This window comes from Roseicyclus salinarum, assembly GCF_029624655.1.
In the GTDB taxonomy this organism is placed as follows: domain Bacteria; phylum Pseudomonadota; class Alphaproteobacteria; order Rhodobacterales; family Rhodobacteraceae; genus Roseibacterium; species Roseibacterium salinarum.
Window position 1 is genome coordinate 1 of sequence record NZ_JARRSA010000006.1, and the last position, 19278, is coordinate 19278.

Here is a 19278-nt window from a genome sequence, read left to right on the forward strand (position 1 = left end):
AGCGCGGCGGCTGATGCGCGCGGGGCGGCGCAGGACGCGGAGCGGCCCGTCGCGCCTGCACCCGCGCCCGGACCCGGGCCAGAGACGGCTGACGCGGCACCCCCCCGCAAGCCGCGCCACACCCCGGCCGTCAAGGCCTGGACCGGCAAGGGCGCCCGTCCGGGCAAGCCGCGAGCCGACGACAGGCCGCGCGGGGAGGGCAAGCCGCGCCGGGAGGAAAAGCCGCGTGGGGATGGCAAGCCGGGTGGACGCCGGCAGGACGACAAGGGCGCGCCCCGGCGCGCGACAGGCGGCAAGCCGCCCTCCGCCGGAGCGCCCGGCCCCCGGCGCGACGCGGGCAAGGCCGCTCCGCCTCGGGCCAATGCCTCCGACACCTCGAAGCGGTTCGTGCCGCCGGGCAAGGCCGACAGGACCGGCGCGGGAAAACCCGACGCGCGCGCCGGCAGGAGCGGCAAGCCCGACGCGCGGTCCGGACAGGGTGGGAAGCCCGGTCCACGCCCCGCAAGCGGCGGAAAGCCGTCGGCGCGTCCGGGCAAGGGCGGCAACGCGCCGCCGCGGCGCGGGAAGCCCTAGCGCACCCGCCCGCCCGCCGCGGATCGGGCCCGCCCGGGCGTGGCAAGCCAGATCGTGTGCCGCGCGCCGCGCTTCGTGCGGCCCGCGCGCACTGTCTCGCACCGCACGGTGAAGCCGCAGCGTTCCAGCCGCCGGGTGAAGCCCGCGTCGGGCGCCGCCGACCAGACGGCAAGCACGCCGCCGGGCGCAAGCGCGCGGCGCACCCGCTCCAGCCCCGCCTCGGAATAGAGCGCCTCGTTGCCGGGCCGGGTCAGGCCGTCGGGCCCGTTGTCCACGTCGAGGAGGATGGCGTCGAAGGAGGCCTTCGCCTCGCGGATCATCGCGCCGACGTCACCGGTCCGAAGCTCCACCCGCGGATCGTCCAGGCTGCCTGCAAAGACCTCGGCCATCTCGCCGCGCGCCCATCGGACGACCTCGGGCACGATCTCGGCCACCGTCAGGCGCGCGCCCGGTCCGGTCGCGTCCAGCGCGGCGCGCAGGGTGAAGCCCATGCCAAGGCCGCCTATCAGCAGTCGCGGCGCGGCGCGGTCGCGCAAATGGTCGAGGGCAAGCGTCGCCAGCGCCTCCTCGGACCCGCCGAGGCGGCTGTTCATCAGCTCGTTGCCGCCCTCCAGACGGATCGAGAACTCGTCGCCGCGCCGCATCAGGCGCAGCGTGTCGCCGTCCGGCGCCATCGCCGTTCCGAGGTGAACCCATGGCAGCATCGCATCCTGTCCCGGCCGTTTCGTCCCGACACCCCTCCTGCACCGGGGCGGCGCGGGCGTCCACCGTGCCGGACGCAGCGCCGGGTGAAAAACCTCCCGACCGGGTGCCGCGATCGCGCAAGCCGCGCGGCGCACATGAGGCTCGTGCGCGGCGCGCTTTCGTGCAAGACATGCTCGACCGCGAGCCCCAGGCCTTTTCCGTCGACCCCGGCGTTCCGGCCATCTCGCAGCATCACCCCGGCCGCTTCCGGCGCCGGGCGTCAGCAGGAGCCGGGCCTTGCCCAACGCCACAGGTCCCCTCGTCCGTCCCGCCGGGCGCCGCGCCCCGGGGGCTGTCGCGCGCCTCGCCGCACAAGATGCGGACACCGGGGGAGGGATTGGTCCTCGCCGCGGGACGAAGGCCGCCGGAGACCGCGCGCCGCTTCCGCGAAAGGCGCCCGCGTTCGTTTCCAACCAGACCCGATCCGAGACGGAGAGCCAGCGATGACGGACACGATCCCCTTCTTCGACGGACACAACGATTTCCTGCTGCGCCTGATGAAGACGCCAGCCCCGCGCGAGGAGACGTGGCCGGGCACGGCTGGCCGGGGGCATCTCGACCTCGCGCGGATGAAGGCCGCGGGGTTCGCGGGCGGGCTTTTCGCGATCTTCGTGCCGCCGGTGTCCAGCGGGCCGCCCCCGGACTTCCGGGCGCTGATGGCCGTCCCGCCCTACGATCTGCCCATGCCGCCACCGATGACCCATGTCCAGGCGCAGCCCGAAGCCCTCGCCATGGCGGGGCTGCTGCACTGGATGGAACGCGCCGCGCCCGGCGACTTCCGGGTCTGCCGGTCGGTCGCCGAGATCCGCGCGGCGATGACGTCCGGCGTCATCGCGGGCGTCATGCACATGGAGGGCGCCGAGGCGATCGGCCCCGACCTCGACGCGCTTCACCTCTTTTACCAGATGGGCCTGCGGTCGCTCGGGCCGGTCTGGAGCCGCCCGACGATCTTCGGGCATGGCATCCCGATGGCCTTTCCGGGCACGCCGGACATCGGGCCGGGCCTGACGGAGAAGGGCCGCGACCTCGTGCGGCTGTGCGACGAGCTGGGCATCCTGATCGACCTGTCGCACCTGAACGAGAAGGGGTTCGACGACGTGGCGAAGGTGTCTTCCGCGCCGCTTGTCGCCACCCATTCCAACGCGCACGCGCTCTGCGCCGCGCCGCGCAACCTCACGGACAGGCAGTTGCACATGATCCGCGAGCGGGGCGGCATGGTGGGCCTCAACTTCGCGACCTTCTACCTCAATGCCGACGGCAGGGCGGCGCCGGACCTCGGCTGGGAGGTGATGCTGCGCCAGCTCGATCACCTGATCGGCGAGCTGGGCGAGGATCATGTCGGGCTCGGGTCAGACTTCGACGGCTGCGTGCTGCCCGACCTGATCGGCGACGTGACCGGGGTGCCCGCGCTGTTCGGGGCGATGGCCGCGCATGGCTACGACACGGGGCTGATCGCCAAGCTCGCGCGCGAGAACTGGCTTGCCTGCCTCGGGCGCGTTCTCGGCTGACCTCGCGCCCCTGCGCCTGACCCGCGCGCTGGTGGAGCGGTTGCCGGCGCGCCGGACCCGGCCGCTTGCGGCACGAACCCGCCCGCCTAGCGCTGCAGGCTGAAGGCCGACTGGACCGCCTCGCGAGTCGTCTCGGACTTGGCCGCCGAGAATACGACGGCGCCGCGGCTGAGGACGTAGAAGCGGTCGGCGAGGCCGAAGGCGAAGTCGAAATACTGCTCGACCAGCACGATCGCCATCTCGCCCTCGGCGCGAAGCTGCTCGATCACCCGGCCGATGAGCTGGATGATGTTCGGCTGGATGCCCTCGGTCGGCTCGTCCATCAAAAGAAGCTTCGGGCGCGTCACCAGCGCGCGGCCGATGGCGAGCTGCTGCTGCTGACCGCCCGAAAGGTCGCCGCCGCGCCTGCCCTGCATGTCCTTCAGGACGGGAAACATCTCCCATATGCGGTCGGGCACGCGCCGCTCGGACTTGGGCAGGCAGGCAAGCCCGATCTCGAGGTTCTCGCGCACGCTCAGCAGCGGAAAGATCATCCGGCCCTGCGGGACATAGCCCACCCCCATCTGCGCCAGCTTGTGCGACGGCAGCCGGGGCAGGGTCCGTCCCTCGAAGACGATCTCGCCGCCCGAGCGCTGGTGCGTGCCCGAGATCGCCTTCATCAGGGACGTCTTGCCGACGCCGTTCGTGCCCATCACGCAGGTCACTTCGCCGCGCTTCGCCTCGAGCGTGATGCCGTTGAGGATCCGGCTTCCGCCGTAGTGCAGGGTCAGGTCGCGGGTTTCCAGCATCTCTCAGCGCCCCAGGTAGACTTCGATGACGCGCTCGTCGTCCATGACATGGTCGAGCGAGCCCTCGGCGATGACCGATCCCTCGTGCAGGACCGTCACCCGGCAGTCGAGGCGGCGGACGAATTCCATGTCGTGCTCGACCACCACGACCGCATGGGTCTGCGCCAGCCGCTTCAGAAGCGCGGTCGTGTGCTCCCGTTCCTCGGACGTCATGCCGGCGGCGGGCTCGTCCACGAGCAGAAGCCTCGGGTCCTGCGCCAGCAGCATGCCGATTTCCAGCCACTGCTTCTGCCCGTGGCTGAGGATGCCGGCCTGCCGGTCGAGATGCGCCGACAGCCCGATCTCGGCGGCGATCGCGTCGATGCGCTCGCGGTCGGCCTCGGTCAGCCGGTCGAACAGCGCGGCGAGCGGCCCGCGCGGCTTCTTCAGCGAGAGGCGCAGGTTGTCCCGCACGCTCTGGTCCTCGAACACCGTCGGGCGCTGGAACTTGCGGCCGACGCCCGCCTGCGCGATCTGCGCCTCGGACATGGACAGGAGGGAATGGCCCATCTCGCCCCAGCGCACCGTGCCGGTGTCGGGCCGGGTCTTGCCGGTGACGATGTCCATGAAGGTCGTCTTGCCCGCCCCGTTTGGCCCGATCACCGCCCGCATCTCGGGCTGGCCGATGGTGAAGCTGAGGTTGTTGATCGCGCGGAACCCGTCGAACGTGACCGAAATGCCCTGCACCTCCAGAAGCGTGCTCATGTCCGGTCCTTCCTGACGATGTAGTCCACCAGCCCGCCAAGGCCCTTGGGCGCGAAGAGCGTGACGAGGACGAAGCCGAGGCCCAGCAGCACGGGCCACCAGTCCACCCACTCGATCCTGTAGAAGCCAAGGTCCACGTCCGGGGCGCGGCCGCCGGTGAAGTAGGTCGACAGAAGCGACACGACGGCGGCCCCTATGACCGCGCCATAGAGGCGGCCGCGCCCGCCGATGGCGACCCACACGGCAAGGTAGATCGAGGCGATCGGCGCAATTTCGTCCGGGTTGATGATGCCCGCCTGCGGATAGTAGAGCGCGCCCGCGACGCCGCAGAGGATTGCGGTCAGGGTGAAGACGAACAGCTTGTATCCCTCGACCCTGTAGCCGAGGAAGCGCACGCGCTGCTCGTCGTCGCGCACGCCGCGCACGATGTTGCCGAACTTGCCCGACACCAGCCAGGCCGCGCCGACATAGGCGAGCCCGAGCGCCAGCGCCGAGCCCCAGAAGAACCAGACCGAAAGGCGGGCCTGCCCGACGCCCTCGAGGCCGGGAATGTTCTGCAGGCCCGACAGGCCGTTGTTGCCACGCAGGCCGCTGTCGTTCTGGAACAGGTAGAGCGACAGCGCCAGCGTCATGGCCTGCGTCAGGATCGACAGGTAGACGCCCGTGACCCTGCTGCGGAAGGCGAGCCAGCCGAACACGAGGGCGAGCGCGCCGGGCACCAGCACCACAAGCAAGAGGCTGAGCGCGAGGCTGTCCGAGACGGCCCACATCCACGGCCAGTCCTCGGCCCCGACGACCGAGAATATCTGGAGCGCCGTGGCCTGGCTGATCTCGGCCTCGGTCGGCGGGATGACGCCCTCGGCGAGGTTCGCGCGCACCACGGCCTCGGTCCGGGCGGTCATCAGCCACATGCCGATCATGTAGCCTCCGAGCCCGAAGAAGGCGAAATGCCCCAGCGAGAGGATGCCGCAATAGCCCCAGACGAGATCCATCGCCAGCGCCGCGAGGCACAGGCACAGCGTCATGCCCAGCACCTTGGTGAAGCTGACCGACATCGCGCCGGTGCCGTAGGCCTCGGACATCACCGTGACGCCGAGCGCCAGAAGCGTGAGCGCCGCGATGAAGATCGGGACCGAACGGTTCCGCGTGAAGATCGAGCCCTCCATCGCCTCAGTCCCCCGCCGCGCGTCCGCGCAGGGCGATGATGCCCCTCGGCCGGAACTGGATGAAGAGGATCACGAAGAGGATCATGTAGGTCTGCGCCGCGAGTGTGTTGGACGGGTTGAGCCATTCGACGAACTTCTGGAAGCCGCCGATCATTCCGGCGCCGATCAGCGTGCCGAAGATGTTGCCCACGCCCCCCACGACCACGGTCATAAAGCTCTGGACGATGTAGTTGGCGCCGAGGTCCGGGACGACCTGCGCGAAGAGGCCGATGGCGACGCCCGCGATCCCCGCGATCCCGGATCCGAGGCCGAAGGTCAGCATGTTGATGCGGTCGGGATTGACGCCCATCGACGCCGCCATGCGCGGGTTCTGCGTGACCGCCCGCACCTCGAGCCCCAGCCTGGTGCGGTTCAGCACCAGCCACAGCAGCACGAAGAAGACCGCGCCGAGGATGAAGATCGCGATGCGGATCGAGCTGATCGAGACCACGTCGTTCAGCGCGACCGACCCCGCGAGCCAGTCGGGCGGCGTCAGCGGCTGGGTGAGCGCCCCGAACACGAGGCGGACGATCTGCTGCAGCGCGATGGAGATGCCGAAGGTCGCGAGCAGCGTTTCGAGTGGGCGGTGGTAGAGCCACCTGATCACCGAGCGCTCCATCGCGACGCCCGCGGCGAAGGTCACGAGGAAGGCGAGCGGGATGGCCAGCGCGATCGAGAGGGTCTCGTTGGGCACCACGGTCTGCACCACGTAGCCCGTGTAGGCGCCCAGCATGATGAATTCGCCATGCGCCATGTTGATCACGCCCATGACGCCGAAGGTGATGGCGAGGCCGATCGCCGCGAGGAAGTAGATCGAGGCGAGCGACAGTCCGTCGAGCGACAGGTCGAGAAACCGGTAGAACGCCACGCGGGTCTCGATCCCGTCCAGCGTCTCGCGGGCGGCGGTCGTGACCGCGGCGCTGTCCTCGAGGTAGACCTCGTAGAAGGCGAAGGCGCGCAGCGCGTCGGCGACCTCGGCCTCGGTCGGCACGGGCGCGGCGAGGCCTTCGGCGACGAGGGCGGCATAGGCGCGGTCGCGCGCCTCCTCGGTGTCGAGCGCGCTGACGGGCACGCCCCCGACCGCGCCGTCCGCGATGTTGGCCGCAAGCACGTCCACGCGCGCGTCGCGCGGGATCAGCGCCGGGGCGAGGCCCGCCTCCACGAGCATCTCGTAAGCTTCCGCCGCGCCCAGATCCGCGGTGCCCGGCCGCAGCTCGCGCGCGACGTTCGCGTCCTGTGGCAGCGCCTCGGCCACCTCGGTGCGGGTGACCAGAAGCGGGTTCAGCGTCGCGCGCGCGGTCAGGCTCACGTTGCCCTCGAGGCTCCGGATCGCCTCGATGCGGGGCGCGTCGTCGTCGGCGAAGGCGATGACGAGCGCGGGCAGAAGCGCCTCGACCCGGCTGCGCACGTCGGGATCCGCCTCGGTTTCGGCCAGCCCTGCAAGGAGGGCGAGGTGGCTTTCGTCGGGATCGTTCTCGATCGACTCGAGCGCGGCCAGGCGGTCCAGCGGGTCCTCGGAGGTGAGGCGGTACTGAACGAGGGTGGCCGCGATCACGCCCTGCACGCCGCGGTTCGGCCGCAGCTGCGACACCTCGCGGCTGCCCGCCGTGCCGACGACCTCGCCGGTCGATATGTCCAGCAGCGTCAGCGGATCGGCGTCCGGATCCTCGACGTAGACGAAAAGCCCGTCGCTGTCGCGCTGGTAGAGCTCGCGCGCCTGCCACGTCGCGAGGAAGTCCGGGACCTCGGGAAGCTCGCTCGCCACGAGGATGTCGAGCACCTCCTGCACCGTCCCGCGCGAGGCGTCGGCCACGAGTTCGGCGTTTTCCCGGAGGATCGACTGGAGCGCGCCGTCCGCCGGCTGGGCCGGGGCCTGCGACGGCGAGAACAGCGAAAGGACGCCCGCGAGGGCGACGAATGCGTAACGGATCATCTTGGTGACTGCCCGGGTTGGGCGGCGGGCGGAATACCTCCGCCCGCCGCCGCTGGAAGCGAGATCAGTAGTTGGACTCGAGCTGGACGCAGGTCTGCGTCTCGGTGTTGTACATCCCGCATCCGAGGCCGGGCCAGTCGGAGATGAGAACCGCGGATTCCGCGAGGAAATCCGTCCATGCGTCGCCGGGCACGGGGTCGGTCTGGCTGATGATGTCGAACTGGCCGTCCGCCGTGATCTCGCCGATCAGGACGGGCTTCGTCAGGTGGTGGTTCGGCAGCATCTCGGCCATCCCGCCGGTGAGGTTCGGGACCTGAAGGCCGTACATCGCATCGCGCACCGCGTCGACGTCGGTGGTGCCCGCAGCCTCGACGGCCTGAACCCACATGTTGAAGCCGATGTAGTGGGCCTCCATCGGGTCGTTCGTCACGCGCGTGTCGTCGCCCGTGAATTCGTGCCACGCGGCGATGAACGCCTCGTTCGCCTCGGTGTCGGCGGACTGGAAGTAGTTCCAGGCGGCGAGGTGTCCCTCGAGCGGGCCGGTGTCGAGGCCCGAAAGCTCCTCCTCGCCGACCGAGAAGGCGACGACGGGGATGTCGTCGGCCGTCACGCCCTGCGCGGCAAGCTCATTGTAGAAGCCGACATTGGCGTCGCCGTTGATCGTCGAGATCACGCCGACCTGCTGCCCGCCCTCGCCGAGCGCCACCACGTCGCCCACGATCGAGGACCAGTCGGAGTGGCCGAAGGGCGTGTAGTTGACGAAGATGTTCTCCGCCGGGATGCCGGCGTCGAGCAGGTATTGCTCGAGGATGCGGTTCGTCGTGCGCGGATAGACGTAGTCGGTGCCCAGGAGCGCGAAGGTCTCCACGCCCAGCTCCTCGAGGAAGTAGTCGACGGCGGGGATCGCCTGCTGGTTCGGGGCGGCGCCGGTGTAGAACACGTTGCGCGAGCTTTCCTCGCCCTCGTACTGCACGGGGTAGAACACGAGGCCGTTCAGTTCCTCGACGACCGGCAGGATCGCCTTGCGGCTGGTCGAGGTCCAGCAGCAGAAGATGACGTCCACGTCCTCGACGGTCAGAAGCTCGCGCGTGCGCTCGGCGTAGGTCGGCCAGTCCGACGCGCCGTCGACGACCACGGGCACCAGCTCCTGTCCCAGAAGACCGCCGGCCGCGTTCTGCTGCTCGATCATCATCAGCATCACGTCACGCAGCGTGGTCTCCGAAATCGCCATCGTGCCGGTCGTCGAATGCAGGACCCCGACTCGGATCTCCGCACCTGCGGCATGGGCCGTCACCGCCGACAAGGCGCTGGCAAGAAGTAGTTTTTTCATGAATTCGTCCCCAGTTCTCGAGCAGTCGTTTTGCTGCCGCAGCATAGGGAACCCGCATTGACCCTGTGTTGTCTGCCGCTAAATTGGCGGCATGGTGGTGCAATTAATGCACCGCGGGCGCGGGGGACGGATGCGGCATCTGAGGATCTACCGGGCGATCCGCCTGATCCAGAGGACGGGTTCGATCCGCAAGGCCGCTGAAATCCTTGCGATTTCGCCCTCGGCGCTCAACAGGTCGGTGCAGGGCTTCGAGGACGAGCTGGGCCTGCCGGTGTTCGACAGGGTTCCGGGCGGTGTGCGGCTGACCACTGCGGGCGAGCTGCTGCTGGACATGCTCGACCGGCACCTGACCGAATTCGACGATTTCCGCACGCAGCTTGCGAACCTGCGCGAGGGGTTGAGCGGCGAGTTGCGCCTCGCCTTCGGATCGGACCTCGGGGCGGGACTGGTGCTGGCGTCGGTCCGCGAGTTCGAGGACGCCTTTCCGGGCGTGTCGGTCAGCATCGCCACCGCCGAGAGCGCCGCGCCCCTGCACCGCCGCGAGGCGGACCTCGCCCTTCTGAGCAATCCCGAAACCGACGATGCGACGCAGGTTCTGCACGCCCAGCGGCTGCCCCTCGCCGCGTGGGAGGGCACCGCGTCCCCGGCGGAGACCAAGGGGCTGTGGGACCTGGTTTCGCGGCGGCTTCTGCTGCCGCTCGACGGGTCGGGCTCGCGTGTGGCGGTCAGCCACCTGATGCGCCGGCACCGGCTGTCGGTGCGGACCGTCTCGGCGCTGCCCGCCGCGCAGGTGGCCCAGCAGCTTGCGGGAACGTCGCGCGTGGCGATCTTTCCCGATACCCTGTTCGAGGCCGCGCCCGCGCCGGGGATCCGCCGCCTGTCCCTGCCGCTGGGCGAGGTTCAGCTTTGCGTCCTGCGCGCCGCGCGCGTGCCGATGATACGGCCCGCGCAGGCGTTCCTGACGCTCCTGCAACGTCGCCTCGACGAGGCCCGCGGTCCCGGCGAGGCGCGAACCTGAGCGCGCCCTCAGCCTAGTCGAACATGTCCGGCTGATCCTCGGAGAGCTGGTTCCAGACGGTCTGGAAATGCAGCCAGCCGATGTATTCGCTGCCGACATGCTCGCGGCTGTAGCGGGCGCGCTCCTCGGGGATGCGGATCGGCTCGATGCCGGACGCCGCGATGTCCAGCTGCTGCCGGCAGCAGCGCTCCAGCGCCATGAACCAGAACGCGGCGCTGTCGATCGAGTGGCGGCTCGCGGTCAGAAGCCCGTGGTTCTGGTGCAGCGCGGCCTTCACGCCCTTGAAGGCCTTCGCGACGTCCGAACCGGCATGGTTCTCGACTGCCACGGCGCCGCCCTGTTCGCCGATCACGACGTGATCCTCGAAGAAGGCGCAGGCGTCCTGCGTGATCGGGTCGATCGGCCGGCCCGTCGCGCACCACGCGGTTCCGTGGACGGTGTGCGCGTGGCACATGGCGATGATGTCCGGATGCGCCTCGTGCACGTTCGCGTGCAGCACGAAGCCCGCGCGGTTCACCGCGTGGCGGCCCTCGATCACCGTGCCCTCGTGATCGACGAGGATCAGGTTCGACATCTTCACCTTGTCGAAATGGACGCACATCGGGTTCGTCCAGTAGAGCTCGGGGCGTTCGGGGTCGCGCACCGTGAGGTGGCCTGCGAACCCGTAGTCGAAGCCCTGCTGCGCGAAGAAGCGGCAGGCGGCGACGAGGCGTTCCTTGCGATGCCTGCGCTCGTCCTCGACCGAGGCGAAGTCGGGCAGTTCGGGAAAGATCAGGCCGTCCTGTTCCGGCTGATAGATCGAGACGCGGTTGCCGAGATCGAGCATGTTCGTGGTCCTCCCTCCATACGGGCCAAGCGGCGGGGCCGGCCCTGATGCGCGATATTGAAAACGCGGGCGGATCGGATCAATGCTGTGATGGCAATAACAGTTATTGCCATTTCTCGGGCTGGGAGGCGGTGCGGATGAGGGATGACCGGCTGATCGAGATGCGCGTCTTCCGCGCGGTCGTGGAAAGCGGCGGCTTCACCGCGGCGGCCCATCGCCTCGGCGCGAGCCAGCCCTTCGTCAGCCAGACCGTGCAGCGGCTCGAGGCGCGGCTGGGCGCGACGCTGCTGCACCGCACCACGCGCGGCCACCGCCTGACACCCGAAGGCGAGCGCTTTCTCGACGCCGCCTGCCGGGTGATCGGCGCGCTCGAGGCGGCCGAGGCCGACTGGCAGCGCGAGGAGGCGCGCATCGACGGACGTCTCAGGGTCTCGGCCCCGATCGCCTTCGGGCTTGACCGGATCACGCCGCTGATCCCCGCCTTCCTCGCGCGCCATCCCAACCTGTCGCTCGACCTGCGCCTGACCGACGACCACGAGAACCTGATCGAGGGCGGCATCGACGTCGCGATCCGGATGGGAACGCTGTCGGATTCGGGCCTCATGCATCGCCGGATCTGCGGGCTGAGGCGCGTGGTCGTGGCGGCCCCCGATCTCGTCGCGCGGCACGGCGCGCCGGCGACCGTCGAGGACCTGTCCCGGATGCCCTGCATCGCGTGGGACGGAAGCCGCGAGCACCTGAACCGCTGGACCTTCGTGAAGGACGGCCGGACGACGACCTTCCGCGCGCGCGGACGCTTCCGGGGCAACCAGGGCATGTCCCTTTTCGAGATGTGCCTCGCGGGTTTCGGGGTGATGCGCGTGGCCGAGCATCTCGCGCGGCCGGCCATCGAGGGCGGACGGCTCGTGCGCCTGCTGCCCGATCATGCGCCCGGCGACGCCACGGCCATCAACGCGGTGTTCCTGCCCGACCGGCACCTTGTCCCGCGCATCCGCAACTTCATCGATTTCGTGGCCGAAGCGTTCCGCGCGCCCGACTGGGAGGCGGAGGGCGCATGACCGGCCCCGCGCGCCACGACCGCCCCGGCACGCCGGAGGCCGCGGCGCGATGAGGCGCCTGCGCGCCCTCGCCCTCGGCCAGTTGCCCCTGCGCGAGGCATTCTGGACCTGGGCCGTCACCGTGGGGCTCGTCGTCAACGTCCTGACGAGCGTCGCCTTCCTCGCGCTCGTGTCGCTGGGGCTTCCGTGGCTCGCCTTCGCCGCCGGTTACGGGATCTCGCTGCCCTACAACCTTCTCGCCACCGTCGCGGTCTTCCGATCCGCCGCGCATTACGATGGCACGCCCGTGATCGCGGACGCGGCGCGGGTCGTCACGCTCGCCCTCATGGCGGTGTTGTCGCTCACCTGAAGGGGGATCGCTCGCAGGGTGCGGGGCCTGTCGCAGGAACCTTCGCGCGAACAGGGGGTTTGAGAGGAGACGCCACCTCGAAGGACAAGGGGCATGACACGGCTCACGCCACGCGGCCGCGCCATCCGCCACGCCGGTCCCAGTCCCGGCGCGTCAGGGGAAAGCGTCGTCAAGCGCGCATCCCTCGCCCCACGCATGGCGCCACCGCGAAAGCGCGCGCCCGGCGCGGCATCTGACCGCCGCCGCGCCGCATGACGGACGCGGCGGACGGCAGGGGCATGGCCGCGGAAGCCTACCGCGAAACCGCAAGCAGGACGCTCGAGGCGCAGGGCGTCGATCCCGCCCGTGGCCTTTCCGCCCAAGAGGCGCGCAAGCGGCTCCGCAAGCATGGCCACAACCGGCTGGAAACGGCGCGGCACCGCTCCGCGTGGCGCATTCTCGCCGATCAGTTCAAGAGCCTGATCTTCGCCATCCTGTTCGGCGCCGCCGCCCTGTCCTTCGCGTTCTCCGAGATCGTGCAGGGGGCCGCCATCCTCGTGGCGGTCGCGATCAACGCCGGCGTGGGGTTCTTCACCGAACTTCACGCCACCCGGTCGATGGAAGCCCTGCGCGAGATGGAGCGCATCTCGGCGCGCGTGCGCCGCGGCGGCCGCGAGCGCGACATCGACGCGGCCAACCTCGTGCCGGGCGACATGGTGCTTCTGAAGGCGGGCGACATCGTACCGGCCGACCTGAGGCTGGTGGAGGCGGGAAACCTGCGCGTGAACCAGTCCACGCTGACCGGCGAGCCGGTGCCGCAGGGCAAGACGACGGACACCCTGGAGGGCGACGTGGAGCTCGCCGCGCGCAGCAACATGGCCTACAAGGGCACCTCGGTCGGCAACGGAAGCGCCCTTGGCGTCGTGGTCGCCACGGGCATGGAGACCGAGCTCGGCCGCATCTCGCATCTCGCCGAGGAGGCCGCCAGCGAGCAGACGCCGCTGGAACGGCGCCTCGACCGGCTGGCGCGCAGGCTGCTTCTGGTCATCGTCGTCGTCGCCGCCGTGACCTCGGTCATCGGCATCGTGGCTGGGCGCGACCTCTTCGTGATGGTCGAGACCGGCGTCGCGCTGGTCGTGGCCGCCGTGCCCGAAGGCCTGCCGATCGTCGCGAGCGTGGCGCTGGCCCGCGGCATGTGGCGGCTGGCGCGGCGCAATGCGCTGATCGAGCGGCTGTCGGCGGTCGAGACGCTCGGCGCGACGAACGTGATCTGCTCGGACAAGACCGGAACGCTGACCGAGAACCGCATGACGCTCGCCCGGATCGCGCTGCCCGGGGGCGACGTCGAGGTGCCCGGCGAGGACGGCGCGGCCTTCCGGCGCGAGGGCCGCGAGGTGGACCCATCGGCGCGCGGCCCGGTGCGGCGGGCGCTGGAGGTTGGGGTGCTGTGCAACGCCGCCCGGCTTGGCGCCGATGCGGGCGCCGAGGGTGACGGAAAGGACCCGCCCGCGCGCGCTTCGGGCGACCCGATGGAGGTCGCGCTGCTCGAGGGCGGCCTCCGCGCGGGTCTCTCGCGCGAGGAGCTTACGGGGACATGGCCCGAGCTGCGGCGCGAGGACTTCGATCCCGCCGTCAAGATGATGGCCACCTTCCACGAGGCCGGGGACGAGGTCCGCGTCACCGTGAAGGGTGCGCCCGAGGCGGTGATCGAGGCGTCGAGCCACGTCCTCGACGGCGACGCGCGCCGACCGCTCGACGATGCCGGCCGCAAGGCGTGGCTGACGCGCAACGAGGAGACCGCGGCCGAGGGCCTGCGCGCCCTCGCGCTGGCCGAGAAGACCGTCCCGGGCCCAGACGGAGATCCCTATGACGGGCTGACGCTCGTGGGCCTCGTGGGTCTTCTCGATCCGCCGCGCGCCGAGGTGCGCAAGGCCGTCGAGGAATGCCGGGAGGCCGGCATCCACGCCGTCATGGTCACCGGCGACCAGCCCAGCACGGCCCGCGCCATCGCCCATGCCGTGGGCCTCGTCGACGACGGCGACAAGGCGGACGTCATGCCCGGCAGCGACATGAAGCCAGCCGGCGCGCTGTCCGAAAGCGACCGGCGGCGCATACTCGAGACGGCGATCTTCGCCCGCTTCGATCCCGGCCAGAAGCTCGACCTGATCCAGGTCTACCAGGATGCGGGCCGGGTGGTGGCGATGACCGGCGACGGCGTCAATGACGCGCCCGCGCTCAAGAAGGCCGACATCGGCGTCGCCATGGGCCGCCGCGGCACCGAGGTCGCGCGCGAGGCCGCCGACATGGTCCTGCGCGACGACAGTTTCGCCAGCATCGTCGAGGCGATCCGGCAGGGCCGCACGATCTTCGGCAACATCCGCAAGTTCGTGATCTACATGCTCTCGGGCAATACCGGCGAGATCTTCGCCGTCTCGCTCGTGGCGCTCCTGAACGCGCCCCTGCCGCTCCTGCCCCTGCAGATCCTCTACATCAACATCATCTCCGACGTGTTCCCCGCCCTCGCGCTGGGCGTCGGCGGCGACAGGACGGACGTCATGAGCCGGCCGCCCCGCGATCCCCGCGAGCCGATCCTCACCCGCGCCCACTGGGGCGTCATCGGCGGCTACGGGGCGGTGATCGGCCTTTCGGCGCTGGCGGTCTTCTGGATGGCCTTCCGGCTCGGCCTCGGCGCGTCGGAGGCGGTGACGATCTCGTTTCTCACCTTCGCCTTCGCGCGGCTATGGCACGTCTTCAACATGCGCGACGCCCGCTCGCCCGTGTTGCGCAACGAGGTCACGACCAACGTCTTCGTCTGGATCGCGCTGACCATCGGCACGGCGCTGACGCTCGCCGCGGCCTGGCTGCCCGGCCTGGGCGCGGTGCTGGGCACGGTGCCGCCAAGCGCCGAGGGCTGGGCCCTCATCGCGGCGGGCAGCCTCGCGCCTCTCGTCGTGGGGCAACTCGCCAAGCTCGCGCCGTTCCGCCGGTTCCGTCCCGCCCCGGAGGACGGCTGAGACCCCGCCCGGCGTCATGTCGTGGCGCCGTTCCCGGCTTCATCCTTGCAGGAAAACTCCGGGGGTGAGGCCGAAGGCCGAGGGGGCAGCGCCCCCTGCCGCGTCAGCCCGGCCGTCACGCCCGGCGCTCGTCGTCCTTGCCGGCGCCCATGCGCTTCTGCGCGCGCTCGCGGTCCTCTCGGTCGGGCTTGATCTCGGGGATCAGGCGGAAGGTGAAGGACTGGCCCGGGCTCATGTCGCGGCTCTGCCCGCGGTAGGAGATCGTCACCGGGTGGGCGGTCATCGGCCTGCTCGTCACCGTCAGCCGGTCCTGCGTGATCTCGAAATCGAGGATCTGGCGGCGGAAGCGCACGGTCGAGCGCAGCCGCTCCACCTCCTCGGGCAGGCGCGGGTTGAAGACCAGCGTGCCGGTGCGGAACTCGATCCCGGTATAGCAGCGCTGCATCAGGTCCACCGTTCCCGCCATCGCGCCAAGGTGGATGCCTTCCTTCGTGGTGCCGCCCTGGATGTCGGCGCTGTCGGCGTCCAGCGCCTTGCGCGCAAGCTCCCACGAGCGCTGCCGGTCGGCGCGCGCGAGCACCCAGGCATGGGCCACCCAGCTCAGCGTCGAGCCGTGCGAGGTGCGCTGCATGTAGTACTGGATGTTGCGCAGGATCATGTCCGGCGTGAATTCGTAGCCGAGCCGCGCGAAGATGTGGCCGATCTCCTCGGCGCTGAAGAGGTAGAAGATCATCAGCACGTCGGCCTGCTTGGACACCTTGTAGTCGTTTGGCTCCTTGCCCTCCGCCTCGAGGATGCGGTCCAGCCTCTGGAGATCGCCGTAGCGCGCGCGGTAGCCGTCCCAGTCGAAGTCGAGAAGCGCCTCGTAGCCCTCGAACTGACTGAGGATGCCGTCGTCGTGGAAGGGCAGGAACAGCCGGCGGCTGACCTCCTCCCACCGCGCGAGCTCGTCCCGCCCGAGGCCGAGCCGCTCGCAGAGCCAGCGCCGTTCGTCGAGCGGGATGAGTTCGAGGATGTCCTCGGCCCGCGACAGGATAAATGCGGTCATGAAGTTCGTGTAGGCATTGTTGTCGAGCCCGCCGCTGGTCCGTGCGTCGACGCCCGGATAGGCGGTGTGGAACTCGTCAGGCCCCATCACGCCGCGGATGCCGAAACGCCCGTCGGGACGCTCTTCCGCGAGACTGGCGAAGAAGCGCGCGATCTCGCAGAACAACTCCGCCCCGTAGTCGCGCAGGAAGGCGCGGTCGTCCGTGGCCTGAACGTATTCCCAGACGTTGAAGGCGACGGCGGCGCCGACGTGCCGCTGGCGCCAGGTGTTGTCGGGGACCCAGCGTCCCGAGCGCGGATTGAGGTGGATGCGCTGGCTTTCCTCGCGGCCGTTCGATCCGCTCTGCCAGGGGAACATCGCGCCCTTCACCCCCGCCTCGCGGGCCGCGCGCCGCGCCTCGTCGAGCCGCCGGAAGCGGTATTGCAGAAGCGCGCGCGTCAAGACCGGCATGCGCAGCGTGAGGAACGGGAAGATGAACAGCTCGTCCCACATGATGTGGCCGCGATAGGCCTCGCCGTGCCAGCCCCGCGGCGGAATGCCCACGTCCATCTCGACGGAATGGGCGGAGGCCGTCTGCAGCAGGTGCATGATGTGCAGCCGGAGCTTCAGCTGCGCGCCGCTGTCGGCGTCCTCGAGCCGGATGTCGAACTGCTCCCACAGATGCTTCCACGCAAGGACGTGCTCCTCGCAGAGCGCGCGGAAATCGTGCGCGTGGCGCACATGGTCCAGCGCCTCGCTCAGCGGTTCGGTCATCGCGGTGTCGCGGCTGTCGAAGTAGGCCGCGATCTTTTCGACGCGGATCGCGCGGCCCTCCTGCGCGTCGAGGTCGAACTCCTCCTGCACGAGGTCGGGCAGGATCTCGGACCGGGCGGCGGAGATGTGGCCGCCGTCGACCGTCACCGTCGTGCGCGCGGCGAGCGCGACCTCGCGGCGCGCCTGCACGAAGCGCGAGCGCAGCGCGAGGATGCCCCCGTCCTCGCGCGAGGTGTCGAGCGTCTCGAGGTGACGGCCGTCCAGGTCGCGATACCGCGCGACGCCCCAATTGGTCACACTGCCGTCGAGGCCGGCCCTGACATGCATCGCGCCCGACCAGTTCTCGGGCGTGATCGTGACGGCGAGGGCGCACAGGTGGGGATCGCGCATCGACGCGATGCGCCGCTCGTCCCACCGCGTCACCCGGCCGTCTTCGTCGCGGAACCTCAGGCTGCGCGTCAGCACGCAGCCCATCAGGTCCAGGTCCTGCCGGTAGTCGAGGTATTGCACGGCGTCGGGCCGCAGCCACGGCCCGTCCCCGATGCGCATCGCCAGCGGCAGCCAGTTGGGCAGGTTCACGAGATCCTCGTTCTCGATCGACTGCCCGCCGACCTCCGAGACGAGCCGGTCGTAGCCGCCGGCAAGGTAGGTGCCGGGATAGTGCACGTCGTCGGCCACCGCGTCGGCGGCGGCGGCGCGCGTGACGATGTAGCCGTTGCCGAGCGCGCAAAGCGTCTCGCGCCGGCCCTCGGTCCTGGGGTCGTAGCCGGAAAAGCGCGTGCACCATACGTCGCTCATGCCGCCGCGCCCTCCCGGTCCGCCAGCCAGTCCACGAACCTGCGGACGTCGTCGGGATCGGCCAGCGCGTAGTTGGCCAGCGTCGGCCGGCCGCCGCCGCGCACCGCGATCAGCAGGCCGTCGTCGGCCAGCGCGGCGAAGGCGTCCTCGTCCGTGAGGTCGTCGCCGACATAGACGGGCAGGGCGCCGTCCTGTCCCATCGGGGTATGCGCGAGAAGCCATGCGACGGCGCGGCCCTTGTCCCAGTCCGCGCGCGGCTGCAGCTCGATCACCTTCTTGCCGCGCCCCTTGCGAAGCCTGTCGTGCCGCGCCGCGACCCGGTCGACGGCCGCCTCGATGCGGGGCAGGTCGCGCTCCTGCGCCTCGCGGTAGTGGACGGCGATGGCGAAGGTCTTGCGCTCGATCCTGGCGCCCTCGATGCCCGACAGGGCCTCGCGCAGGGCGGTGTCGGCCTCGGCGATCGCCTCGCGGAAGCCCTCGGCCTCCTCGGGACGCTCGGCCATGCCGCCGGGCCCGGCGATGTCGAAGCCGTGGCTGCCGGCATAGATGACGTCGCCAACCCCGACGCGCTGCCGAAGGTCGGCAAGGTCCCTGCCGCTGATGATCGCGACCGCGCCGCGGGCCGCGAGCGCGCCGACGGCGGCGCGGGTCGCCTTGGGCATCGCCGCGTCGCGGTAGTCGGGCACGATCGGCGAGAGCGTGCCGTCGAAGTCGAGGAAGACCGTGGCCGCGCGCGCCCCGAGCCTTTCGGTGATCGCGTCGAGGCCCTCCCAGACGGATGGCAGCGTGTCGAGCGTCTTGAGGCCCGCGCCGCCCGGCAGCAAGAGGCGGCGCAGATCCCGCGTGACGAGGTCGGCGCCGTGGACGCGCAGCGCGTGGCCGTGGGCGCCGTCCCCGCCCTGGCGGTCGATGCCGACGACGAGCGCGAAGCGGCCGGCGGCCGCGGCCTCGACGCCGGCCTCGGCGTCCTCGATCACGAGCGTCGTCTCGGGGCTGCCGCCGATCTGGCGCGCGGCGCGCAGAAGCTGGTCGGGGGCGGGTTTCGGGGCGAGGCCGAGGTCGGCGGCGTCCGCCCCGTCGAGCACCGTATCGAACGCATCGGCAAGGCCCGCGCTCTGCAGGACGCGACGCGCGTTCCGGCTGGCGGAAAACACGCCCAGCTTCATGCCGGTGGCCTTCAGGGTCTCGATGAGGGCGCGCGCGTCGTCGAAGACGGGCACGCGCTCGCGGTCGAGCCAATCGTGGAAGCGGTGGTTCTTTAGGTTCCCGATGCCGCGCTGGCTGCCGATCCCGTCGTCGTCGTCCCGGCCCTCGGGCAGGTCGATGCCGCGCGCGGCGAGGAAGCGCCGGATGCCCTCGTGGCGTGGAAGGCCGTCCACATGCGCGAGATAATCCTCGCGGCTGAAGGGCGGCTCGGCGCCTCGCGCCTTCAGGAGGTCGTCGAACACCCCCTTCCAGGCGGCGAAATGCGCCTCGGCGGTGTCGGTCACGACGCCGTCCATGTCCATGATCACGGCCGTGATCGTATCCTCGGCCTGTTCCCTGGGGTCCTTCATCTCGCCTCGCAGCCGCGCGTCCCGGATCTCCATGCCGGATCTTTACGGGGGGCT

At 70.5% G+C, this 19278-nt stretch carries 14 protein-coding genes; 5 read left to right on the forward strand and 9 right to left on the reverse strand.

The genetic code is table 11. The features are described 5' to 3' along the window. Nucleotides 1-569: 569 nt before the first annotated feature. Nucleotides 570-1277: a spermidine synthase gene (locus P6F26_RS05140; protein ID WP_278027581.1), complete on the reverse strand. Its 708-nt coding sequence runs from the start codon at nucleotides 1275-1277 to the stop codon at nucleotides 570-572. Nucleotides 1278-1760: 483 nt separating this feature from the next. On the opposite strand from P6F26_RS05140, the gene P6F26_RS05145 reads away from it, so the two are divergent. Continuing rightward, nucleotides 1761-2825 (forward strand): dipeptidase, encoded by a 1065-nt coding sequence (locus P6F26_RS05145; protein ID WP_278027582.1) that lies wholly within the window; start codon nucleotides 1761-1763, stop codon nucleotides 2823-2825. An 86-nt stretch (nucleotides 2826-2911) separates the two neighbouring features. On the opposite strand, the gene urtE is transcribed toward P6F26_RS05145, so the two are convergent. From urtE to urtA, 5 genes are all read right to left on the reverse strand, one after another. Beyond that, a complete protein-coding gene (gene urtE / locus P6F26_RS05150; protein WP_278027583.1) occupies nucleotides 2912-3613 on the reverse strand; it encodes an urea ABC transporter ATP-binding subunit UrtE in 702 nt (233 codons plus the stop codon). A gap of 3 nt (nucleotides 3614-3616) precedes the next feature. Continuing rightward, nucleotides 3617-4357, reverse strand: a complete 741-nt coding sequence (gene urtD, locus P6F26_RS05155) for an urea ABC transporter ATP-binding protein UrtD (protein ID WP_278027584.1) — start codon at nucleotides 4355-4357, stop codon at nucleotides 3617-3619. After that, complete coding sequence (gene urtC, locus P6F26_RS05160; RefSeq protein WP_278027585.1) at nucleotides 4354-5523, reverse strand: urea ABC transporter permease subunit UrtC; 1170 nt, start codon at nucleotides 5521-5523, stop codon at nucleotides 4354-4356. Before urtC ends, urtD begins: the two co-directional genes overlap by 4 nt. A gap of 4 nt (nucleotides 5524-5527) precedes the next feature. Next, nucleotides 5528-7495 (reverse strand): urea ABC transporter permease subunit UrtB, encoded by a 1968-nt coding sequence (gene urtB / locus P6F26_RS05165; RefSeq protein WP_278027586.1) that lies wholly within the window; start codon nucleotides 7493-7495, stop codon nucleotides 5528-5530. 64 nt (nucleotides 7496-7559) lie between these two features. Then, nucleotides 7560-8825: an urea ABC transporter substrate-binding protein gene (gene urtA, locus P6F26_RS05170; protein ID WP_278027587.1), complete on the reverse strand. Its 1266-nt coding sequence runs from the start codon at nucleotides 8823-8825 to the stop codon at nucleotides 7560-7562. Nucleotides 8826-8955: 130 nt separating this feature from the next. Here urtA and P6F26_RS05175 point away from each other — a divergent pair, with 130 nt between their 5' ends. Further along, nucleotides 8956-9843: a LysR family transcriptional regulator gene (locus P6F26_RS05175; RefSeq protein WP_278027588.1), complete on the forward strand. Its 888-nt coding sequence runs from the start codon at nucleotides 8956-8958 to the stop codon at nucleotides 9841-9843. A gap of 13 nt (nucleotides 9844-9856) precedes the next feature. Here P6F26_RS05175 and P6F26_RS05180 read toward each other — a convergent pair whose 3' ends face one another. Then, the gene (locus tag P6F26_RS05180) at nucleotides 9857-10669 is read right to left on the reverse strand and encodes a class II aldolase/adducin family protein (RefSeq protein WP_278027589.1); all 813 of its coding nucleotides are present in this window, start codon (nucleotides 10667-10669) and stop codon (nucleotides 9857-9859) included. Between the two features lie 137 nt (nucleotides 10670-10806). Here P6F26_RS05180 and P6F26_RS05185 point away from each other — a divergent pair, with 137 nt between their 5' ends. From P6F26_RS05185 to P6F26_RS05195, 3 genes are all read left to right on the forward strand, one after another. Further along, nucleotides 10807-11727, forward strand: a complete 921-nt coding sequence (locus tag P6F26_RS05185) for a LysR family transcriptional regulator (protein WP_278027590.1) — start codon at nucleotides 10807-10809, stop codon at nucleotides 11725-11727. Nucleotides 11728-11776: 49 nt separating this feature from the next. After that, nucleotides 11777-12076, forward strand: a complete 300-nt coding sequence (locus P6F26_RS05190; RefSeq protein ID WP_278027591.1) for a hypothetical protein — start codon at nucleotides 11777-11779, stop codon at nucleotides 12074-12076. Nucleotides 12077-12354: 278 nt separating this feature from the next. Continuing rightward, entirely contained in the window at nucleotides 12355-15069 is a 2715-nt protein-coding gene (locus P6F26_RS05195) for a cation-translocating P-type ATPase (protein WP_278027592.1), read from the forward strand. Between the two features lie 115 nt (nucleotides 15070-15184). On the opposite strand, the gene P6F26_RS05200 is transcribed toward P6F26_RS05195, so the two are convergent. Both P6F26_RS05200 and otsB read right to left on the reverse strand, forming a co-directional pair. Further along, nucleotides 15185-17668 (reverse strand): glycoside hydrolase family 65 protein, encoded by a 2484-nt coding sequence (locus tag P6F26_RS05200; protein ID WP_278027593.1) that lies wholly within the window; start codon nucleotides 17666-17668, stop codon nucleotides 15185-15187. Beyond that, nucleotides 17665-19257 (reverse strand): trehalose-phosphatase, encoded by a 1593-nt coding sequence (gene otsB / locus P6F26_RS05205; RefSeq protein WP_278027594.1) that lies wholly within the window; start codon nucleotides 19255-19257, stop codon nucleotides 17665-17667. The genes P6F26_RS05200 and otsB overlap by 4 nt, the downstream gene beginning before the upstream one ends. Between the last annotated feature and the right edge of the window lie 21 nt (nucleotides 19258-19278).